General features: G+C 38.1%; 17 protein-coding genes, 4 pseudogenes and 1 CRISPR repeat array. Of the genes and pseudogenes, 18 read left to right on the top strand and 3 right to left on the bottom strand.

Annotated elements, in window-relative coordinates; genetic code table 11:
- Positions 1–14: 14 nt before the first annotated feature.
- The 15 genes and pseudogenes from MHH90_RS05075 to MHH90_RS05005 all read left to right on the top strand — a co-directional run bounded on the left by MHH90_RS05075 (position 15) and on the right by MHH90_RS05005 (position 14252).
- Positions 15–962 carry a dihydroorotate dehydrogenase gene (locus MHH90_RS05075; RefSeq protein WP_167401491.1) on the top strand — a complete coding sequence of 316 codons (948 nt, stop codon included), beginning with the start codon at positions 15–17 and terminating at the stop codon, positions 960–962.
- 138 nt (positions 963–1100) lie between these two features.
- Positions 1101–2105: a CRISPR-associated endonuclease Cas1 gene (cas1, locus tag MHH90_RS05070; RefSeq protein WP_167401492.1), complete on the top strand. Its 1005-nt coding sequence runs from the start codon at positions 1101–1103 to the stop codon at positions 2103–2105.
- Positions 2105–2434: a CRISPR-associated endonuclease Cas2 gene (cas2, locus tag MHH90_RS05065; RefSeq protein ID WP_167401493.1), complete on the top strand. Its 330-nt coding sequence runs from the start codon at positions 2105–2107 to the stop codon at positions 2432–2434. Before cas1 ends, cas2 begins: the two co-directional genes overlap by 1 nt.
- A 100-nt stretch (positions 2435–2534) precedes the next feature.
- Positions 2535–3371: a CRISPR direct-repeat array (repeat unit 36 nt; unit sequence GATATAAACCTAATTACCTCGAGAGGGGACGGAAAC).
- 130 nt (positions 3372–3501) lie between these two features.
- Complete coding sequence (gene cas6 / locus MHH90_RS05060; protein WP_014621546.1) at positions 3502–4233, top strand: CRISPR-associated endoribonuclease Cas6; 732 nt, start codon at positions 3502–3504, stop codon at positions 4231–4233.
- Positions 4214–6490 carry a type III-A CRISPR-associated protein Cas10/Csm1 gene (gene cas10, locus MHH90_RS05055; RefSeq protein ID WP_014621547.1) on the top strand — a complete coding sequence of 759 codons (2277 nt, stop codon included), beginning with the start codon at positions 4214–4216 and terminating at the stop codon, positions 6488–6490. The genes cas6 and cas10 overlap by 20 nt, the downstream gene beginning before the upstream one ends.
- A 3-nt stretch (positions 6491–6493) precedes the next feature.
- Positions 6494–6859 carry a type III-A CRISPR-associated protein Csm2 gene (csm2, locus tag MHH90_RS05050; protein WP_167401494.1) on the top strand — a complete coding sequence of 122 codons (366 nt, stop codon included), beginning with the start codon at positions 6494–6496 and terminating at the stop codon, positions 6857–6859.
- Positions 6859–7521: a type III-A CRISPR-associated RAMP protein Csm3 gene (gene csm3, locus MHH90_RS05045; protein WP_011681112.1), complete on the top strand. Its 663-nt coding sequence runs from the start codon at positions 6859–6861 to the stop codon at positions 7519–7521. The genes csm2 and csm3 overlap by 1 nt, the downstream gene beginning before the upstream one ends.
- A 1-nt stretch (position 7522) precedes the next feature.
- Positions 7523–8422, top strand: coding sequence for a type III-A CRISPR-associated RAMP protein Csm4 (csm4, locus tag MHH90_RS05040; RefSeq protein WP_002950684.1), 900 nt, complete (start codon positions 7523–7525; stop codon positions 8420–8422).
- A gap of 2 nt (positions 8423–8424) precedes the next feature.
- Positions 8425–9498, top strand: a complete 1074-nt coding sequence (gene csm5 / locus MHH90_RS05035; protein ID WP_014621550.1) for a type III-A CRISPR-associated RAMP protein Csm5 — start codon at positions 8425–8427, stop codon at positions 9496–9498.
- Positions 9495–10655, top strand: a complete 1161-nt coding sequence (gene csm6, locus MHH90_RS05030; protein WP_260224126.1) for a type III-A CRISPR-associated CARF protein Csm6 — start codon at positions 9495–9497, stop codon at positions 10653–10655. Before csm5 ends, csm6 (MHH90_RS05030) begins: the two co-directional genes overlap by 4 nt.
- Positions 10656–10669: 14 nt before the next feature.
- The gene (csm6, locus tag MHH90_RS05025) at positions 10670–11956 is read left to right on the top strand and encodes a type III-A CRISPR-associated CARF protein Csm6 (protein ID WP_014621552.1); all 1287 of its coding nucleotides are present in this window, start codon (positions 10670–10672) and stop codon (positions 11954–11956) included.
- A gap of 198 nt (positions 11957–12154) precedes the next feature.
- The gene (pyrF, locus tag MHH90_RS05020; RefSeq protein ID WP_014621553.1) at positions 12155–12850 is read left to right on the top strand and encodes an orotidine-5'-phosphate decarboxylase; all 696 of its coding nucleotides are present in this window, start codon (positions 12155–12157) and stop codon (positions 12848–12850) included.
- Positions 12851–12938: 88 nt separating this feature from the next.
- Complete coding sequence (gene pyrE / locus MHH90_RS05015; protein WP_011681117.1) at positions 12939–13568, top strand: orotate phosphoribosyltransferase; 630 nt, start codon at positions 12939–12941, stop codon at positions 13566–13568.
- 142 nt (positions 13569–13710) lie between these two features.
- Positions 13711–14099, top strand: a pseudogene (locus MHH90_RS05010) (amidase family protein); the annotation flags it as partial.
- Positions 14082–14252: a hypothetical protein gene (locus tag MHH90_RS05005; RefSeq protein ID WP_011681119.1), complete on the top strand. Its 171-nt coding sequence runs from the start codon at positions 14082–14084 to the stop codon at positions 14250–14252. The pseudogene MHH90_RS05010 and the gene MHH90_RS05005, both read left to right, overlap by 18 nt.
- 18 nt (positions 14253–14270) lie before the next feature.
- On the opposite strand, the gene MHH90_RS05000 is transcribed toward MHH90_RS05005, so the two are convergent.
- Both MHH90_RS05000 and MHH90_RS04995 read right to left on the bottom strand, forming a co-directional pair.
- Positions 14271–15722 (bottom strand): peptide MFS transporter, encoded by a 1452-nt coding sequence (locus MHH90_RS05000; RefSeq protein WP_014621555.1) that lies wholly within the window; start codon positions 15720–15722, stop codon positions 14271–14273.
- A 163-nt stretch (positions 15723–15885) separates the two neighbouring features.
- The gene (locus MHH90_RS04995; RefSeq protein ID WP_340725732.1) at positions 15886–17061 is read right to left on the bottom strand and encodes an IS256-like element IS1191 family transposase; all 1176 of its coding nucleotides are present in this window, start codon (positions 17059–17061) and stop codon (positions 15886–15888) included.
- A 300-nt stretch (positions 17062–17361) separates the two neighbouring features.
- Between MHH90_RS04995 and MHH90_RS04990 the strand changes: the two are divergent.
- Both MHH90_RS04990 and nt5e read left to right on the top strand, forming a co-directional pair.
- Positions 17362–18018, top strand: a pseudogene (locus MHH90_RS04990) (amino acid ABC transporter permease).
- A 132-nt stretch (positions 18019–18150) separates the two neighbouring features.
- Positions 18151–20390: pseudogene (gene nt5e, locus MHH90_RS04985) on the top strand (cell surface ecto-5'-nucleotidase Nt5e).
- 38 nt (positions 20391–20428) lie between these two features.
- Here nt5e and MHH90_RS04980 read toward each other — a convergent pair.
- Positions 20429–21368, bottom strand: a pseudogene (locus MHH90_RS04980) (AraC family transcriptional regulator).
- Between the two features lie 175 nt (positions 21369–21543).
- Between MHH90_RS04980 and MHH90_RS04975 the strand changes: the two are divergent.
- Positions 21544–22719, top strand: a complete 1176-nt coding sequence (locus MHH90_RS04975) for an IS256-like element IS1191 family transposase (protein ID WP_340725732.1) — start codon at positions 21544–21546, stop codon at positions 22717–22719.
- Positions 22720–22765: the final 46 nt, after the last annotated feature.

Raw genomic sequence — 22765 nt, 5'->3', positions numbered from 1 at the left:
TAACCATATCAGAGATGAAATCAGAAAATCGTTTAGCTATTAGTCTTCCAGGGCTCGATTTGAAAAATCCCATTATCCCAGCTTCTGGTTGCTTTGGTTTTGGTCAAGAGTATTCCAAGTACTATGATTTGGACAAACTAGGGTCGATCATGATTAAGGCAACAACTGCCAACCCACGTTTTGGGAATCCAACACCCCGTGTGGCAGAGACACCATCAGGTATGCTTAATGCCATTGGACTGCAAAATCCGGGTGTTGATGCTGTCTTGTCTGAAAAACTTCCATGGTTACAGGAACATTATCCTGAGTTGCCAATCATTGCGAATGTGGCTGGATTTTCTAACGAAGAATATGCAGAAGTCTCTCACAAGATTTCCAAAGCTAGTAACGTCAAGGCAATCGAGCTTAACATCTCCTGTCCAAACGTGGACCATGGCAATAACGGTCTTCTCATAGGACAAGTACCAGAACTTGCCTATGCAGCCGTAAAAACCAGTGTTTCTCACTCTGATGTGCCCGTCTATGTCAAACTGACACCAAGCGTGGCTGACATTACAAGTGTTGCCAAGGCAGTCGAAGATGCTGGTGCGACAGGTTTCACCATGATTAACACCTTGGTTGGTACACGCTATGATTTGGCGACTCGCAAACCAATCATTGCCAATGGTCAAGGTGGTATGTCAGGACCAGCTGTCTTCCCAGTAGCCCTTAAACTCATCCGCCAAGTTGCTCTAGCGTCAGACCTCCCAATCATCGGTATGGGGGGCGTAGACAGTGCCGAAGCGGCTATCGAAATGTTCATCGCTGGTGCCTCAGCCATAGGTGTTGGAACAGCCAACTTTACAGATCCCTATGTCTGCCCTAAAATCATTGACCGCCTCCCAGAAGTCATGGACAAGTATGGCATCACAACACTAGAAGACTTACGTAAGGAAGTTCGAACAGACTTGTTGGGGAAATAAGGAAAGCAATCTCTTTACAATAAATAAAAATCGAAGTCCTATCGTTAGGGCTTCATTTTTTAGATAAGACATTAGAATATATTGACGATTAGAATTGTGGTGATATAATATATGTCATAAAATACTCTGAGGTAGCTTATGAGCGATTTATATAGTCAAAGGTCCAATTATTACCTATCCTTATCTGAACAAAGAATTATCATTAAAAATGATAATAAAGAGATTGTCAAAGAAGTGTCCATTTCACTCGTTGATAATGTATTACTTTTTGGTAATGCACAACTGACCACCCAACTCATCAAAGCCTTGTCAAAGAACAAGATGAATGGTTACTATTTCTCAAATGTTGGTCAATTTATTTCTAGTATTGAAACCCACAGGCAGGACGAATTCCAAAAGCAAGAGTTGCAAGCAAAGGCTTATTTTGAAGAGGATTTCCGTTTAGAGGTTGCGAGGAGTATTGCTACGACCAAGGTGAGGCACCAAATTGCCTTACTTAGAGAGTTTGATACGGATGGTCTACTAGATACCTCAGATTATTCTAGGTTTGAAGATAGTGTCAATGATATTCAGAAAGCTTATTCCATTACAGAAATTATGGGTTACGAAGGTCGCCTTGCGAAATCCTATTTTTACTATCTGAATTTACTCGTTCCTGATGACTTTCATTTTAATGGTAGGAGTAGACGGCCTGCGGAGGATTGTTTTAACAGTGCCCTCAATTTTGGCTATAGTATCTTATATTCTTGCTTAATGGGGCTGATTAAGAAAAACGGGCTAAGCTTGGGATTTGGGGTAATTCACAAGCATCATCAGCATCATGCGACCTTGGCCAGTGATTTAATGGAAGAATGGAGACCTATCATCGTCGATAATACGCTTATGGAGTTGATACGAAATGGTAAACTTCTTTTAAGTCATTTTGAAAATAAGGATCAAGACTTCATACTCACCGATGAAGGCAGAGAAATCTTTGCACGGGCTTTACGTTCAAGAATATTAGAAGTCCATCAGTATATTGAGTTAGACAAAAAACGCTATTCTTTTCTTTATACAGCAGATAGGCAAATCAAGAGTTTGATTAGGGCTTTTAGAGAACTTGACCCTAGTCTCTATGAGACAAGTTACACAGGAGGGCATTAATGGGACTTTACTTTAACCTCAGCGAAGAAGAGCGTGAGTTTGCCAAACAAAAAACCATGTTTTGTCTGATTATTTATGATATCCGAAGTAACAAACGTAGACTTAAACTCTCGAAATTACTTGAGGGTTATGGCGTGAGGGTGCAAAAATCCTATTTCGAGGTCGACCTGTCAAGAAATGATTATCAGTCTCTCCTTAAGGATATCGAGGGCTTCTACAAGGCTGATGAAGAAGACAGCATAATAGTGTATGTGACAACCAAAGAAGAGGTGACTAGTTTTAGCCCCTACCATAGTGCTGAAAAATTAGATGACATTCTCTTCTTCTAAGCCTTTATAGACCTTTAATCATATGGTACACTATAGATAGTGTTTCCAGTAGGTCCTACATCTTGTGCCTCTAGCAACTGCCTAGAGCACAAGATATGGGGATATAAACCTAATTACCTCGAGAGGGGACGGAAACTTTTCTTGCCATATCAACAAAATCATCAAATTGTTTGATATAAACCTAATTACCTCGAGAGGGGACGGAAACTTAATTTTAGTATCACCATCAATGTTTGCATAACCAGTAGATATAAACCTAATTACCTCGAGAGGGGACGGAAACTCTTAAATCAATGTCTTACCTAAACCGTGAATTTTGATATAAACCTAATTACCTCGAGAGGGGACGGAAACAACATATTATTTATCTCCATATATTTTTTTCTTTTTGGATATAAACCTAATTACCTCGAGAGGGGACGGAAACGCGTTACCGTAGACCTCTGCGTTACCACTTACCTGATATAAACCTAATTACCTCGAGAGGGGACGGAAACAAGTCAAAGTCTTCTATATATGTTGAGTTGGTGACCATTGATATAAACCTAATTACCTCGAGAGGGGACGGAAACTGTTCCAATTTAGTAGCATTAATGAATCTGTACTTATCTAAGATATAAACCTAATTACCTCGAGAGGGGACGGAAACTTGTCCTTGAAAAGCAATTCACCTTTGTTAAATTGATATAAACCTAATTACCTCGAGAGGGGACGGAAACGCTTTCTAGCTCGCTATAATTACCCATTCCTAGAAAGATATAAGCCTAATTACCTCGAGAGGGGACGGAAACTCTTTCGACTTAGAATCGTATTCAAATTTCATGTTTTTGATATAAACCTAATTACCTCGAGAGGGGACGGAAACTTAACGAAGTTGTCATCAATCATTACTCCTTGCCTGGATATAAACCTAATTACCTCGAGAGGGGACTTTTTTGAAAATTTTGAAAACAATATTGACACCGCTTCCAGAAAGTGTTAGACTAAAAGCACATTAAGGGCGCCCCAATGAGTTGAAAAGTACTTTCAGCTTTTGGGGGTTTTTCATACAAAGATGAAGGAGTCGAATGAAAAAATTAGTATTTACTTTTAAAAGGATCGACCATCCTGCACAAGATTTGGCTGTTAAATTTCATGGCTTCTTGATGGAGCAGTTGGATAGTGACTATGTTGATTATCTGCATCAGCAGCAAACAAATCCCTATGCGACCAAGGTAATCCAAGGGAAAGAAAACACGCAGTGGGTTGTACATCTGCTCACAGATGACCACGAGGATAAGGTTTTTATGACCTTATTACAGATTAAAGAGGTGTCCTTAAACGATCTGCCTAAACTCAGTGTCGAAAAAGTTGAGATTCAGGAGTTGGGGGCAGATAAACTGTTAGAGATTTTCAATAGCGAGGAAAATCAAACCTATTTTTCAATTATTTTTGAGACTCCAACAGGTTTTAAATCTCAAGGTTCCTACGTCATCTTCCCATCTATGCGTTTGATTTTTCAAAGTTTGATGCAAAAGTATGGAAGGTTGGTGGAAAATCAACCTGAAATTGAAGAGGATACCTTAGATTACCTATCTGAACACAGCACTATCACGAATTATCGCTTGGAGACGAGTTATTTCAGGGTGCACAGGCAACGAATTCCTGCCTTTAGAGGAAAGTTAACCTTTAAAGTACAAGGCGCCAAAACTCTAAAAGCTTATGTCAAAATGCTTCTAACATTCGGTGAATATTCAGGTCTTGGCATGAAAACGAGTCTCGGTATGGGAGGGATAAAGCTTGAAGAAAGAAAAGATTGATTTATTTTACGGAGCTCTTTTGCATGATATCGGTAAGGTCATTCAAAGGGCGACAGGAGAACGAAAAAAACACGCCTTGGTAGGCGCGGATTGGTTTGATGAGATTGCTGATAATCAAGTTATTTCCGATCAAATTAGATATCACATGGCTAACTACCAGAGTGATAAACTTGGAAATGACCATCTTGCTTACATAACTTATATCGCTGATAACATTGCCTCTGGTGTCGACAGAAGACAGTCAAATGAGGAGAGTGACGAGGATGCATCAGCTAAGATTTGGGATACCTATACAAACCAGGCTGATATTTTTAACGTTTTTGGGGCACAAACGGATAAACGCTACTTTAAACCGACGGTTCTAAACTTGAAATCTAAACCTAACTTTGCGTCGGCAACATATGAACCTTTCTCAAAAGGTGATTATGCGGCAATTGCGACTCGTATCAAAAATGAATTGGCAGAATTTGAGTTTAATCAAGCACAAATTGACTCTTTGTTAAATCTGTTCGAAGCAATCCTCTCTTTTGTGCCTTCTTCGACTAATTCTAAAGAAATCGCTGATATTTCACTTGCTGAGCATAGTCGTCTGACAGCAGCTTTTGCTCTAGCCATCTATGATTACTTGGAAGACAAAGGTCGTCATAACTATAAGGAGGACTTGTTTACTAAAGCATCAGCCTTTTATGAGGAAGAAGCTTTTCTCCTAGCTAGCTTTGACTTATCAGGGATTCAAGACTTTATCTATAATATTGCGACGAGTGGTGCTGCTAAACAATTGAAGGCTAGATCTTTATATCTTGACTTTATGAGCGAGTATATAGCAGACAGTTTACTTGATAAACTAGGCCTCAATCGGGCTAATTTGCTCTATGTCGGTGGGGGACATGCTTACTTTGTCCTAGCCAATACTGAAAAAACGGTAGAAACACTCGTTCAATTTGAAAAAGATTTCAATCAATTTTTATTGGCAAATTTCCAAACCAGATTATATGTTGCCTTTGGTTGGGGAAGCTTTGCGGCTAAGGATATCATGAGCGAACTAAACTCACCTGAAAGCTATAGACAGATCTATCAAAAGGCTAGTCGCATGATTTCTGAGAAAAAAATCTCAAGGTATGATTATCGAACCCTTATGTTGTTGAACAGGGGCGGTAAATCTTCTGAAAGAGAGTGCGAGATTTGTCATTCCGTTGAGAATTTAGTTTCTTATCATGACCAAAAAGTGTGTGACATTTGTCGAGGCTTGTATCAATTTTCTAAAGAGATTGCCCATGACCATTTCATTATCACTGAAAATGAGGGACTTCCTATTGGACCGAATGCATGTCTTAAAGGTGTTGCATTTGAAAAGCTAAGCCAAGAATCTTTCTCCCGTGTCTATGTCAAAAATGACTATAAGGCTGGTACAATTAAGGCAACTCATGTTTTCGTTGGAGATTACCAGTGTGATGAAATACACAAATATGCTGCCTTGTCTAAAAATGAAGACGGTTTAGGTATTAAACGTTTAGCTGTTGTACGTCTTGACGTGGATGATTTGGGAGCTGCTTTTATGGCAGGCTTCTCCCGACAAGGAAATGGGCAATATAGTACTCTATCACGCTCAGCCACTTTCTCTCGAAGCATGAGTCTTTTCTTCAAGGTTTATATTAACCAGTTTGCTAGTGATAAGAAGCTCTCTATCATCTATGCCGGTGGGGACGATGTTTTTGCCATCGGCTCATGGCAAGATATTATTGCCTTTACTGTTGAACTCCGTCAGAACTTCATTAAATGGACAAATGGAAAACTAACACTCTCGGCTGGTATCGGTCTGTTTGCTGATAAGACCCCTATTAGCTTAATGGCACATCAAACAGGGGAGCTAGAAGAAGCAGCTAAAGGCAATGAGAAAGATAGTATTTCACTCTTTAGTTCTGACTATACCTTTAAATTTGATCGGTTTATCACTAATGTTTACGACGATAAGTTAGAGCAGATTCGCTATTTCTTTAATCACCAAGATGAACGAGGTAAGAATTTCATTTATAAATTGATTGAATTGCTTCGAAACTACGAGAGTGAAGAAAAGATGAATGTTGCCCGATTAGCTTACTATTTGACACGTCTGGAAGAGTTAACAGACAAAGATGAAAGAGATAAATTCAAACAATTCAAGAAATTATTCTTCAAATGGTATACAAACAATGAATCAGACCGTAAAGAGGCGGAATTAGCTTTGCTTCTCTATGTTTATGAAATTAGGAAGGATTAATACATGGCAATTTTAACTGATGAGAATTATGTAGATAAAGCAGAACGTGCTATTTCATTACTTGAAAAGGATAATAAAGGGAATTATTTACTAACAACGTCACAAATTAGAAAGTTATTATCCTTATGTAGTTCTTTATATGATAGAAGTAAAGAAAGAAAGTTTGATGAATTAATAAATGATGTTTCCTATTTAAGAGTACAATTTGTCTATCAAGCAGGTAGAGAGATTGCAGTAAAAGATCTGATAGAAAAGGCTCAAATTCTTGAGGCTCTTAAGGAAATCAAAGATAGAGAGACACTTCAAAGATTTTGTAGATATATGGAAGCATTAGTAGCCTATTTCAAGTTTTATGGAGGTAAAGATTAATGACATTCGCTAAGATTAAATTTTCAGCTCAAATTCGTTTAGAGACAGGCCTCCATATTGGTGGAAGCGATGCTTTTGCAGCCATTGGTGCAATCGATTCGCCTGTTATTAAAGATCCTATTACCAACATACCGATCATTCCTGGTTCAAGTCTCAAAGGAAAAATGAGAACGCTTCTTGCCAAGGTTTATAATGAAAAGGTAGCTGAGAAACCAAGCGATGACAGTGATATTCTTAGCCGTTTATTTGGGAATAGTAAAGATAAACGATTCAAAATGGGACGCTTGATTTTTCGTGATGCCTTCTTGTCAAACGCTGATGAGCTAGACTCTCTTGGGGTAAGAAGTTATACAGAAGTAAAATTTGAAAATACAATTGACCGTATCACTGCCGAAGCTAATCCAAGACAAATTGAACGTGCTATTCGTAACAGTACTTTTGATTTCGAGTTGATTTATGAAATTACAGATGAGAATGAAAATCAAGTCGAAGAAGATTTCAAAGTGATTCGAGATGGTTTAAAACTGCTTGAACTTGATTATCTTGGTGGTTCTGGATCTCGAGGTTACGGTAAGGTTGCTTTTGAAAAACTCAAAGCTACTACCGTATTTGGTAATTATGATGTTAAAACATTAAATGAACTTTTAACTGCGGAGGTCTAATATGACCTATAAACTGTATATTATGACCTTTCAGAATGCTCATTTTGGTTCGGGCACTCTTGATAGCTCAAAATTAACATTCTCAGCAGACCGTATCTTCTCAGCACTAGTGCTAGAATCCCTAAAAATGGGAAAACTCGATGCATTTCTTGCGGAAGCTAACCAAGACAAGTTCACGCTCACAGATGCCTTTCCATTTCAATTTGGTCCCTTTTTGCCGAAACCTATTGGTTATCCCAAACATGACCAAATAGATCAATCAGTTGATGTCAAAGAGGTTCGCCGTCAAGCAAAATTGTCTAAGAAACTGCAATTTCTTGCTCTAGAAAATGTTGACGATTATCTCAATGGAGAGTTATTTGAAAATGAAGAGCATGCAGTCATTGATACTGTGACAAAAAATCAACCACATAAGGATGGCAATCTTTATCAGGTAGCTACAACTAGATTTTCAAATGATACGTCGCTTTACGTCATCGCAAACGAATCTGATTTGCTTAATGAGTTGATGTCTAGTCTTCAGTATTCAGGTCTTGGTGGAAAGCGTTCAAGTGGTTTTGGTCGTTTTGAGTTAGATATTCAAAATATCCCACTAGAATTGTCAGATAGACTGACTAAGAATCATTCAGATAAAGTGATGAGTCTTACGACAGCACTTCCTGTAGATGCTGACCTTGAAGAAGCAATGGAAGATGGACATTACTTATTAACTAAATCAAGTGGTTTTGCATTTAGTCATGCTACCAATGAGAATTATCGTAAGCAGGATCTTTACAAATTTGCTTCTGGTTCAACTTTTAGTAAAACATTTGAAGGTCAGATTGTTGATGTGAGACCACTTGATTTCCCTCATGCTGTTTTAAATTATGCTAAACCACTCTTCTTTAAATTGGAGGTATAAAAATGAAAAATGACTATAGAACATTTAAATTAAGCCTCCTGACACTTGCTCCAATTCATATTGGTAATGGAGAGAAGTATACCTCTAGAGAATTTATCTATGAAAATAAGAAGTTTTACTTTCCTGACATGGGGAAATTCTATAATAAAATGGTGGAGAAGAGGCTTGCTGAAAAGTTTGAAGCATTTCTAATTCAAACTCGTCCAAATGCACGTAATAATCGTCTTATTTCCTTCTTAAATGATAACCGAATTGCAGAGCGTTCTTTTGGAGGTTATAGTATCTCTGAAACAGGTTTAGAATCGGACAGAAATCCTAATTCAGCCGGAGCTATTAACGAAGTTAATAAGTTTATTCGAGATGCTTTTGGAAATCCCTACATTCCTGGTAGCTCACTAAAAGGTGCTATTCGTACCATTTTAATGAATACTACCCCTAAGTGGAATAATGAAAATGCTGTAAATGACTTTGGAAGATTTCCGAAAGAGAATAAGAACCTTATCCCTTGGGGACCAAAAAAGGGAAAAGAATACGATGATTTGTTTAACGCAATTCGTGTGAGTGATAGTAAGCCTTTTGATAATAAGCGTCTTATCTTAGTGCAGAAATGGGATTATTCAGCGAAAACAAATAAAGCTAAACCACTTCCCTTGTATAGAGAATCAATCTCTCCATTAACAAAAATTGAATTTGAGATTACAACAACCACTGATGAAGCTGGAAGATTGATTGAAGAATTAGGTAAGAGAGCACAAGCGTTTTATAAAGACTATAAGGCATTTTTCCTATCTGAATTTCCTGATGATAAGATTCAAGCCAATCTACAATACCCAATTTATTTAGGTGCGGGGAGCGGTGCTTGGACAAAGACTCTATTTAAGCAAGCTGATGGTATTTTACAAAGACGATACAGTCGAATGAAAACTAAAATGGTTAAAAAAGGAGTTCTTAAGCTCACAAAAGCACCTCTTAAAATAGTTAAGATTCCATCTGGTAATCATTCATTAATCAAGAACCACGAGTCCTTTTATGAAATGGGAAAAGCTAATTTCATGATTAAGGAGATTGATAAATGAGAGTACTTATATCAGCTGTAGGTGACACAGACCCTTTTAGAAATTTTCATGATGGCTCCTTAATTCATATTGCAAGAAAATATCGTCCCGAAAAAGTTATATTGATTTTTTCAGAACATACTGCAAAAAAACAAGGTAATATTGAAAAAGCCTTGTTTTCTATTGCTCCTAATTATGAGCCTGAACTCATAATTCATGATCCCATTATTAGTGATAATGAGGTTCATATTTTTGATGTGATGTTTCAACGTTTCTCTGATATTTTGCAAGAATACTATACTAAAGAAGATGAATTTATCTTGAATCTTTCTAGCGCAACACCACAAATCAAATCTGCTCTATTTGTGATTAATCGTTTAAATGGTATCAATGTCAAAGCGGTTCAAGTTTCGAGTCCCGAACACGCTTCAAACGAGAATATCGGTCATGATAATGATGAGAATATCGATGAACTCATCGAAGTCAATAAAGATAATAAAGTCAATTTCATTGATCGAACGATTGAAGATAATGCCGAAAAATTTAGTCAGGCTCTATTGAAGAAAACTGCTCGAGATTTTATTGAGAAGTTTGATTATAAGGCGGCACTAGATATTCTAGACCAATTATCAGATTTCCCGAATTTAAAAAGTGTTAGAGAAGAAATCCGCGATGTTGTCAACTGTCTGTCTAAACAAGATGTTCCAAAAGGGTTACGTCATAAAAAATTGAAGGAAGAAGAACAAAAAATTCTTAGTGCCTATTTGACCATTGAACTACAAAGAGAACGTGGGAACGTAAGTGAAAGTTTTATACGAATAAAAAATTTAACGGAATTTATTTTGGAAGACTATATTGAAAAAAGATACCCAGGTTTAATAGATGAATATTGTGAAGATATTCAGAAATATTATCTAAGTCTCTTTGATTACAGTAAACTTTTAAAAGCAACGAAAGAATTTAAACTTAAGAGAACAATCGCTCCAATTATTGATATGAATTCTTCTAGAAATAAGGTTGCCCACAGCTTAAGTCCTTTGGACTCAGATGCAGTTAAACAACTGGGGATAGCTATGAAAACCTTAAAAACTTTGGTTAGAGAACAATACCATTTTAGCCAGAGTGATTTTAATTTTTATCATGATTTGAATAAAATATTATTGACTAAGTTGAACTAAAGAGGTGATCCAAGTTGAAAATATTAATCTCTGCTGTGGGGACCACTGATCCTATAAGTAATAATCACGATGCAGCTTTACTTCATATCGCAAGAAATTATAGACCTGACAAGATTGTCCTTGTATATAGTCAAGAAATGATGGTCAAACAAGATTTGATAAATAAGGTTTTGCTCTCAATCGAAGGCTATAACCCTATTATTGAAATTGACTCTACAATCTTGAATAACGACGAAGTCTTTCTTTTTGACAAAATGTATGAAGTTATGGGGCAAATTGTTCAAAAGTATACTAATGACGATAACGAAATCATCTTGAACTTGTCATCAGGTACACCACAAATTATTTCAGCTCTCTTTGCCCTTAACCGTATCAATGACTATAACACACAAGCTATTCAGGTTGCTACTCCTAAAAATAGAGCAAACAGAGAATACACAGCTCTGACTGAGTCTGAGATAGATGCTCTAATTATGGAAAATCAAGATAATAGGCTGGATTTTGTTGACCGAAGTATTAAAGATAAATCTGAGAAATTTACTCAAGCATTAGTCAAACGTCATCTTAGAAGTTTAATTGCTTCCTTTGATTATCAAGCAGCAGAAGCGATAATCAATCGAAAAGAATATAATAAATTACTTTCTAAAAAGAAAATCGCTTATATTCGTGAGAAACTATACGATTTTTCACGAGTTTTCAAAAATCAGTCTATTCTTTCAGATATCCTATCGTTTCCTCTCGATGACTCCCAAAAGAAGGCTTTGAATTACTATTTGATGATTGATGTTTTAAAAGAACGTGAGCATATTGCTGATGTCTTAATTAAGGCAAAATCACTAGCTGAATTTGTCATCGAAGAAACCATCAAAAAAGATCATGAGGGCTTAATTGTATTTGATGGCAATCTGCCAAAACTTAATCCAAGTTTTCCTGATTGTGAGGCAATTTTAGACGATATTGATAAGAAAATGAAAAAATCTAGGGGTATTGAAGACACTGAAGAACGCATTTTTTCAGTACAATCTACACTTAATCTATTATCTTACTTGAATATCCTTGAGTTCTATGAATATGATTCTCAGCTTCAGACAGCGATTAATGGCATTTTAAGTTTGAATGGTGAACGAAATAAAGTTGCTCACGGTTTGTCAGAAATTGATACGCGATTATTAAGTCGTAAGAAGTTAAAACAACTTTCTGAAAACTTGCGATTGCTTCTTGTTGATTGTTTGGGTATTGATTCGAGCTATTTTAACTACTATGACAAACAAAATAAAGAGCTTATAAAGATGCTTGAATAGATATTTGGGTGTCATCCCCCTTTGACATTCCCTAATAAAAGCGCTATAATAGAACAAATTGAACTGAACCTTTAATCGAGTCCAGAGAGGCGAGAAAGGTGTACTGAGATGTTATGGCATCACTAAGGGTAGGGACTGCCCTGTTTTCGTGCAACCTTCGCTGACTGGCGGAGGTTTTTTTGTGAAAGGATATAAGAAATGAGTGAAAAACGTCCTGTTATTGCCCTTGATTTCCCGACTTTTGAGGATGTGAAGGCTTTTCTTGTTAAGTTTCCTGCTGATGAAAAGCTCTATGTGAAGATTGGTATGGAACTTTACTATGCGGCTGGTCCTGAGATTGTACGCTACGTTAAAGAGCTTGGCCATAGTGTTTTCCTTGACCTTAAGCTTCACGATATTCCAAATACTGTCAAATCAGCTATGCGTGTCTTGTCTAACCTTGGCGTTGATATGACAAATGTGCATGCGGCTGGTGGTGTGGAGATGATGAAAGCTGCGCGTGAAGGCTTGGGAGATGGACCAATCTTGATTGCTGTAACCCAGTTGACCTCTACGTCTGAAGAGCAGATGCGTGATTTTCAAAATATCCAAACCACACTTCAAGAATCAGTGGTTCATTATGCTCAGAAAACTGCTGAAGCAGGTCTCGATGGTGTTGTCTGTTCAGCACACGAAGTAGCCAAAATCAAAGAAGCAACTAACCAAGACTTCGTTTGTTTGACACCTGGTATTCGTCCAGCAGGAGCAGCGGTTGGTGACCAAAAACGGGTCATGACACCTGCTGATGCTCATCAAATTGGTTCAGACTACATTGTTGTCGGTCGCCCAATTACGCAAGCTGAAGATCCAGTGGCAGCTTATCACGACATCAAGGCCCAATGGAACGATCAATAAATTTTCAAAAATACCTGATTTCTTAAGAAAAATAGAAAGAATTGGGTTATAATAAACTATAGAAAACGCTTTACGGAGGAACATAATTATGACATTAGCATCACAAATTGCTTCAGACTTGCTAGATATCAAAGCGGTTTACCTTAAACCTGAAGAGCCATTTACATGGGCATCAGGAATTAAATCACCAATCTACACTGATAACCGTATCACTTTGTCTTATCCTGAAACACGTACACTTATTGAAAATGGGTTCGTGAAAAAGATTAAAGAAGAGTTTCCGGAAGTAGAAGTAATTGCTGGTACTGCAACTGCGGGTATTCCTCACGGTGCGATCATTGCAGACAAAATGAACCTTCCATTTGCTTACATCCGTAGCAAGCCAAAAGATCACGGTGCTGGTAACCAGATCGAAGGCCGTGTGGTTAAAGGCGAAAAAATGGTTGTTGTTGAAGACTTGATTTCAACTGGTGGGTCAGTACTTGATGCTGTCGCTGCTGCAGAGCGTGAAGGGGCTGATGTTATTGGTGTTGTGGCTATCTTCACTTACGAATTGCCAAAAGCTGAGAAAAACTTCGCAGAAGCTGGTGTGAAATTGGTCACTCTTTCAAACTACACTGAGTTGATTAAGGTTGCTAAAGTTAAAGGTTACATCACTGCAGACGGACTTCAACTCTTGAAGAAATTCAAAGAAAACCAAGAAACTTGGCAAGACTAATTATTATGATTTAAGGCGGAACGTTTTAGGCGTTTCGCTTTTTTTTAGTATAATTTAGAAGATAATAGAAGCAGGAGATTATGAGATGACAATAAATGAGTGGTCAGATGTGACAGCAATGGCTTAAGCCGTGCAAAATAAGATGGTCAGTCCTCGAGAACTAGTAAAGGATACTATAAGTGAAGCGTAGAGGACGAATACTAAAACCAATGTTATCGTCAGTCAACGTTACGAGAAAGCATTGGTAGAAGCAGAAAATCGAGATTTTTCTGATAAGCCTTTTTCAGGAGTACCAATTTTCCTGAAGGATTTAGGTCAGGAGCAAGCCGGGGAGAGCCTTCAACAGCAGGTTCTCGCCTATTTACAAGTTACCATGCTAAAGAAACGGATAACTATGTCAAGAAGCTTGAAGAACTGGGCTTCATTATTTTAGGGCGTTCTAGCACTCCTGAGTTTGGTTTCAAAAATATCAGTGATGCCCAGATTCATGGTTCTGTCAATCTGCCTGACGATGTGACACGGAATGCTGGCGCGGGTCAAGTTGAAGCTGAAGATTTCTCTGATAAAGCTGCTGATAAGGCTAAAGAAGTTAATGAAAATGTTGACAAGGCTGCTGAAAAAGTTGCTGACAAAGCCCGACGATGTGAAATAATTAAGCATAAAAAAAGCACTCACAATATATGAGCGCTTTTTTTATGCAATTTATTCAACACCTTGCATCAAACCTTGAATACGCTTTGATAGGAAGACGAGAACAATACCAAGTACAACAGAACCTAATCCGAAGTAAGAGAAGTAAGCGACTTCAGATTTGGCGTTATACAATGTCACCAGTTGTGCGTTCAAAGCAGAACCTACCGCTGATGACAAGAACCACATTGACATCATTTGAGAGTTGAAGGCTTTTGGTGCCAACTTGGTTGTGACGGATAGGCCGACAGGTGAAATTAACATTTCACCGACGATAACAAGGGCCCATGACCCAACTAACCATAGTGGTGATACTTTACCACTTGTGCCATACAAAGCACCAGGAATGGCCATGAGCAAGAAGCTTAAGCCGGCAAACATCAAACCAACGGCAAACTTTGTTGGTGATGATGGTTGATTTTTCTTCCAGGCAGTCCATAGCCAAGCAAAGAATGGTGTGTAAAGCATGATGAAGAGTGGGTTCAATGATTGGAACCATGAGACAGGGAACCAAGATGAATCAACACGTTCAGCAGCAAATGTTGCCAACACAACTGAGCCTTGTTCTTCAATCGCCCAGAACAAAACAGCGGCGATGAAGAGTGGAATGTATGATACAACACGCAAACGTTCTGTTGCCGTAACCTTGACTGAAGCAATCATCCAAACAAAATAGAAGACTGGAATGGCGATCGCAACAATCGTCAAGAGATTGATGTAGGCAGGCAATGAATTCCAACCGACAAGGTTCATCACAACGATGATTGCAATAAAGCCAGCAACAGCTAAGCTTACTTTAACCAGTAATGGCTTAACTTCTTCTGGTGCTAGTGGATCAGTTGGGCGCAAGTAACGCGGATCCAATGTTTTCTTACCACCGAAGTAATAAACCAGCAAACCAATAAACATACCGATTGCTGCCAATGAGAAGGCCACGTGGTAACCTGCAGCTTCTTGTGCAGCACCAACAATAAGTGGTGCAATGAACGCACCCAAGTTAATACCAAACACAAAGATTGAGAAACCAGCGTCACGACGACGATCATGTTCGTCATACAATGTCCCAACCAATGTTGAAACGTTTGGCTTCAAGAAACCAGTTCCGATAATAATTAAGATGATTGACCCAAACAATGCGCTTGCGCCAAAAGGCAAAGTGAGCACGATATGTCCAAGCATGATGAGAACACCACCCCAGAATACAGCTGGACGTGCTCCGATGATACGATCGGCTACGAAACCACCGATCGTACCAGAAAGGTAAACCATTGAAGCGTAAATTGCCATGATTGATGCGGCTGTTGCTCGTGTAATGTGTAGATCACCAGTACTGATGAGGAACCACATATAGTAAAGCAAGATGGCGCGCATACCATAGTATGAGAAACGCTCCCACATTTCAGTCATGAATAGTGTTAACAGTCCTAAAGGTTGCCCGAAAAATGTCTTTCCTTTGTCTTCCATAAAATCCTCCGGTTGATTTTTGATACGTTATTATTGAATTAACAACGTTACAAACATATTTATTAAAAATATCTTTCTATTTTATGCTAAAATGGTGTAAAATACAAATTATTTAGATACTGTCAATAATTATGTGTAAACACTCAAGTAGAGTTGAAGAATGTTAATCAAATAAGCTTTCAAGTGTGTCAGCACATTGGCCAAACCCTTTATGGATGCGTTGATTTTGCTTGAAATTATAATCTTCAAACAGGGTAACTAAATAACGTTCCAGAGCCTCCTCGTTAGGAAAAAGAACCTTCTTTTTCGTTTGACGTTTGATTTCTTTGTTAAGAGACTCAATGAGGTTTGTCGAATAAATGCTATGCCAAATCTGGTAGGGAAACTGATAAAAAGTTAAAAGATTATCCGTATTCTCCAGACTTTCCATGACTTTCCTATACTTTGGTTTCCATTCGGCGATAAAGTTCTCTAAAATTTGCACTGCCATTTCTAAATTTTCAGCACGATAAATCGTTTTAAATTGCTCCAGAATAACCGCTCTATCTGCTCGTTTCACTTTACTAGCTAGATTTCGACTAATATGAATTAAGCAACGTTGTTGTTTAGCTAATGGGTAAGCCTGATTGATAATCTGTTCAAGCCCCTTGAAGCCATCGGTCACTACAAGAGAAACCTGTTGGATTCCTTGGTTTTGAAGCTTGTCTAACAGGGTGGACCAAGAAGCATTGTTTTCATTTGGGGCGATTTCATATCCAAGAACAGCCTTCTGTCCTTCTGGTGTAATGCCAAGTGCGATATGAATACATTCTTTACTAACGGTTCCACGTCTTAAGGGGAGATAGGTTCCGTCAAGAAATAAAACAGAGTAATTGGCTTCTAAGCTTCGCTCATGAAAAGTAGCGACATTCTCCTGAGTTGCTTTTGAGATATTAGAAATTGTGGCAGGACTATAGTGATGACCATACATTCGCTCGATGATATCACTAATTTCTCGAGTCGTTACACCGGTTTGATAGAGTTTGATAACCATCTCTTCCAAGTGGTCATCTCGACGTCCATAAGCGGGAAGCAAAGCTGGACTAAAGTTCCCATTACGATCTCTAGGAATACTCAACTGAACAGTCCCATATTTGGTTTCGAATTTCCGTGCATAGCTTCCGTTACGACTATTCCCAGAATTATAGCCTAATTTATCGTAAGGTTCATACCCTAAAAAGGCTGATAACTCTGCTTGAAGCAGATCATTCATTGCTGTTTCAAGAGAAGTACGGAAAAATTCATCAATATCTTGCTTTTGGGCTAGGAAGTTAAGTAGTTCTGTGGTAAACTGAGTCATAGGAATAAATCTCTTTCTAGTAATGTTTTGCAACTCTACTATAACGGATTTATTCCTTTTTGTGTTTACACAACTTATTTTACACTACCATTATTTACTCAATTTAGTATCAAAATAATATCATATTAGCCGTGCTTAACCGATAGGTTGACGTGAAGATATCGTAAAATAGGGCGAATTAGTGGTCAGACCGTGGATTTATCTATACAATAGAGGGTGAACGAATTTAAGTTAAAGGAATGAGGTACCCGCTGGGATGTCCAAAAGTATGGCAAAAGAAAAGTTTAGAAAGTTAGACTTATGATTATTGATTTTTCACTGATTCTAAAAAGCATTCCTTATGTCCTATCAGGTCTGCCTTATATATACCTTAGGAATCTCAGTTTTGAGCTTTATCATTGGAAACTTTTTTGCTATTCTTCTTGCCGTTATGCGGATGTCACAAAAGCCTTGGTTAAAGTATCCAGCCCGTATCTACATTTCATTTATGCGTGGGGTTCCTATGTTGGTCGTGCTCTTCATTCTTTACTTTGGCCTGCCTTATGTTGGCATCCAGATACCCGCCCTTCTATATGCCATAATTGGTTTTTCTACCGTAAGTGCAGCCTATATGGCAGAGATTTTCCGTTCATCCATTTCTGCTGTAGATAAGGGACAGTGGGAGGCTGCTCAATCTCTAGGACTTCCTCAAAAGCCAATTATTCGTCACATCATTTTACCTCAAGCCCTACGTATTGCAGTAGCACCACTTGCAATGTCATTATTGATATGGTTAAGAGTTCCTCATTGGCTGCTATGATTACAGTGCCTAACCTTTTCCAAAACGCAAAAATTATTGGTGGGCGTGAGTATGACTACATGTCTATGTATATTCTAATTGCCTTTATTTACTGGGTACTTAGTTTCATTTTAGAGCTTCTTCAAGGGCAAGTCGAAAAACGTTTAACGGTATATTAAGAGTAAAACAGACCGAGAAAAGTATCTTGGTCTGTTTATCACAATATTTAGAATTATTTAATATTTCAACCGATTACATACATATAATTATGATATAATATTAACGATATTCTTTTGAAAGTTTTTTTAGTGATGAAAAAGAAAACAATCGTTGCAACGACCCTATCGACCCTACTTGTATCAACAGCCATCTTGGCTAATGCTGTTAAGGCTGACGAAGTAGAAACTAGTACAGTTATTACAGCACCAAGTACAGAAGTAGTAACCACAGAGGCAACTACCGATATGACATCTACTGCAGCAACAACTGCGTCAAACGAGTCTGCAACACCTCTAGCTAGCTCAACCAACTTCAACAGCTGAAACTAGCGTAGCACCAGTTGCTGCGGCCAATGAAACAGCAACTGCAGCTGCAAGCCCAGCAACACCAGCAGTTGTGACAAACGCTAGCGCAAGTGACAATAATGATACTGTAACTGTTCTTCATACTAACGACGTTCGCGGTCGTATGGTAGAGGGTGACTATAACGGAGTCATTGGCGATGCACTCTTATCAGGTATCGCAAATGACACGCGGTCTAAAGGAACAACCCTTGTCTTTGATTCTGGGGACTCTTTCCAAGGTCTTCTAATTTCAAATAGTTCCAAGGGTGAGGATATGGCTGCTGTTATGAATGCGGTCGGTTTTGATGCCATGACAGTCGGTAACCATGAGTTTGACTTTGGACTTGATCAATTGCGTCGTTTGAGCAAACAAATCAATTTCCCAATCATCACATCTAACGTCTATGTCAACGGTGTTCGTCTTTTCCAACCATCGACAATCGTTGATAAAACGCCTGGTATTGATGGAGATGAAGTAGTAGTTATTGGTGTTATGACACCTGAAACAGCTACTAAAACACACCCACGCAACCTTCCTGGTGTCTCTTTCACTGATCCTATTACTGAAGTTAAGGCTGTGGTCGACCAAGTAGAATCAAACGCTCGTGCCGAAGGTAAAGATTACAAAACTTATATTGTTCTTGCTCATTTGGGTATTGATACTACGACACCAGTAGAATGGCGTGGATCAACTTTGGCAAAAGCTCTTTCAAATTATGCACCACTTAAAGGTAAATGTGTACTTGTTCTAGATGGGCACTCACATACCCTTCATACAGCAACTTACGGAGATAATGTTATTTACAATCAAACAGGTAGCCACCTAAATAATGTTGGCCGTGTTGTCTATAATTCTGACCGTGTTTTGTCACATGGAGTGATTACACATGACGAAGCTAAGAAAAATTACCAAGTTAACCCTACTGTTAAAGCTATGATTGATGACATTCAAGCTAAGTACAAGGCAGAATCTTCTAAAGTTGCCATTGACAATAGTCCTGTAAAACTTAGCGGTGACCGTATGGACGTTCGTGTTCGTGAAACAAACCTCGGTAATGCGGTTGCTGACGCACTTTTGGATTATGGTCAGTCTGACTTTACACACAAATCAAATCTTGCAGTAACTAACGGTGGTGGTCTTCGTGAAACAATTGCTAAGGACAAACCGATTACTAAAGGTGACATTATTGCCGTTCTTCCATTTGGTAACTCTGTTGCTCAAATTCAAGTAACTGGACAAAACATCTATGATATGTTTGTGAAATCACTTGGATCAATTCTCCAAGTTAATGAAAGTGGTAAAAATGTTTTTGACGAAAATGGTCAACCTCTTCTTGAACCTTCAGGTGGCTTCCTTCAAGTCGCTGGAGCTCGTGTATATTATGACACAACTCTTCCAACTGAAAAACGTATCCTATCAATTGACATCTTAGATCCAGAAACTGGTGTCTATAAACCACTCAACACTACTGAAACTTATTATCTAGTAACAAACGATTTCTTGGCTTGCTGGTGGTGATGGCTTCACAATGCTTGGTGGTCTTCGTGAAGAAGGTCCTTCACTCAATACAGTCTTTGCCGATTACTTGACGCATGCAGATCTTACGAAATACGCAGTTATTAATCCTAATTCACGTAAAATTTCTATTTCAAGTGCCAATTTTGCTGCTTTGAACAAGAAAAAGAATGCAGAAGATACAACGGTTAATCCAGTAAATCCTGTTGACTCAACTGTAGCTTCTAAAGTTTCAGAAAAAACGAAACCAGTGGTATCTAAAGTAGTAACAACACCTAACGGTAAAGTCTTCTTCGTTTAAACTTCAAACGAAACTCTTAAGGAAACTGAAAAAGTTACTGAAACTCCAAGCCAAACCGAAGAACTTCCAACAACAGGGGATAAAGCTTCACATGCAGGTCTTCTTGGACTGGGCATGTTGCTTACGATGTTTGGACTTAGTGGCAAACACAAAGGTAAAGAGAAAAACTAAATAGCTTCTCTGCATAAATAATAAGAGTTAACCAATGGTTAACTCTTATTTGTTTTCTTGTTGCTATGTGTCTTCCTGTACTGGCTCGGTGTTTGAGCATAATAATGCTTAAATTGGCGGTTAAAGTTTGAAAGGTTGTTAAAACCAACGCTCGTAGAAATTTCTAAAACTGGTTTTACGCTATTACGGAGTTCCTCACAAGCAGCATTCAGTCTATCCTGAATAATAATAAATTCAGTGCAAGAGGTACCTGTATGTTGTTTAAATATGGTCATAAAATGCGTCTTACTGTACCCCATGAGCTCGGACAATTGTTCAATAGTAAGCGTCTCGACATAATGCTTATTGATGTGATCAATGATTTCCCGAATTTTTTCATTTTTACGATAATGATCATCAGAAGTCTTTCTCTCTACCAAACGATAGTAGTAGAAAAGGTAGATGAGTTCCTCCGATTTGGACTTAAGCAAAATCCCGTAGTGTCTCTCTTTTTGTCTAATGATCTTAAAAATTGCAAATAGGGTTCCCTTAATTTCAGAATACCCCTCATCAGTTGGTTTTAAACATTGTTTGAACTTAAAATTAGAATTTTGTAAGGGTTGAAGATAACGGAGACTAAGAGGATCCACTAGAAATTGTCCTAACATATCTAAATGAAAATGAAGAGTGTTAGTATGGTGCGACTGATTAGCAATAGGATGGACAGAATTGAGTCCATTAGGACGAATTAGAAAGATATCTCCAGCCTGACTATCAAAATAGTCATAATCAATGTGATAGCGAGCAGTCCCTTCATAGACGTATTAGATTTCAAGTTCTGGGTGCCAATGAAAAAGAATGTCAGGTCGTCCATTGTCAACTTTAGTTTCAGTTAGTCTAAAAAAGAAGATTATCATCAAAATCTATAAAATGTTTAAAATCAGTATCAGTAGTTTGTTGGCCCATCATTAACCTTTCAAAATCATAGGATAGTACCATGACAGCATTTTCTTTTTCGAAAAGCATGGCAAAATCATTTTAAGGTATAAATTTATTATTTTTAACATAATTGTATTTCTGTAATAGGTAGTGTAAAATAAGTTGTGTAAACACAAAAAGGAATAAATCCGTTATAGTAGAGTTGCAAAACATTACTAGAAAGAGATTTATTCCTATGACTCAGTTTACCACAGAACTACTTAACTTCCTAGCCCAAAAGCAAGATATTGATGAATTTTTCCGTACTTCTCTTGAAACAGCAATGAATGATCTGCTTCAAGCAGAGTTATCAGCCTTTTTAGGGTATGAACCTTACGATAAATTAGGCTATAATTCTGGGAATAGTCGTAACGGAAGCTATGCACGGAAATTCGAAACCAAATATGGGACTGTTCAGTTGAGTATTCCTAGAGATCGTAATGGGAACTTTAGTCCAGCTTTGCTTCCCGCTTATGGACGTCGAGATGACCACTTGGAAGAGATGGTTATCAAACTCTATCAAACCGGTGTAACGACTCGAGAAATTAGTGATATCATCGAGCGAATGTATGGTCATCACTATAGTCCTGCCACAATTTCTAATATCTCAAAAGCAACTCAGGAGAATGTCGCTACTTTTCATGAGCGAAGCTTAGAAGCCAATTACTCTGTTTTATTTCTTGACGGAACCTATCTCCCCTTAAGACGTGGAACCGTTAGTAAAGAATGTATTCATATCGCACTTGGCATTACACCAGAAGGACAGAAGGCTGTTCTTGGATATGAAATCGCCCCAAATGAAAACAATGCTTCTTGGTCCACCCTGTTAGACAAGCTTCAAAACCAAGGAATCCAACAGGTTTCTCTTGTAGTGACCGATGGCTTCAAGGGGCTTGAACAGATTATCAATCAGGCTTACCCATTAGCTAAACAACAACGTTGCTTAATTCATATTAGTCGAAATCTAGCTAGTAAAGTGAAACGAGCAGATAGAGCGGTTATTCTGGAGCAATTTAAAACGATTTATCGTGCTGAAAATTTAGAAATGGCAGTGCAAATTTTAGAGAACTTTATCGCCGAATGGAAACCAAAGTATAGGAAAGTCATGGAAAGTCTGGAGAATACGGATAATCTTTTAACTTTTTATCAGTTTCCCTACCAGATTTGGCATAGCATTTATTCGACAAACCTCATTGAGTCTCTTAACAAAGAAATCAAACGTCAAACGAAAAAGAAGGTTCTTTTTCCTAACGAGGAGGCTCTGGAACGTTATTTAGTTACCCTGTTTGAAGATTATAATTTCAAGCAAAATCAACGCATCCATAAAGGGTTTGGCCAATGTGCTGACACACTTGAAAGCTTATTTGATTAACATTCTTCAACTCTACTTGAGTGTTTACACATAATTATTGACAGTA

It is taken from the genome of Streptococcus sp. FSL E2-3488 (genome assembly GCF_038003585.1).
GTDB lineage: Bacteria > Bacillota > Bacilli > Lactobacillales > Streptococcaceae > Streptococcus > Streptococcus thermophilus.
The sequence above is the reverse complement of the archived record's forward strand: the minus strand, read 5'-3'. Positions and strand labels throughout refer to the sequence as shown.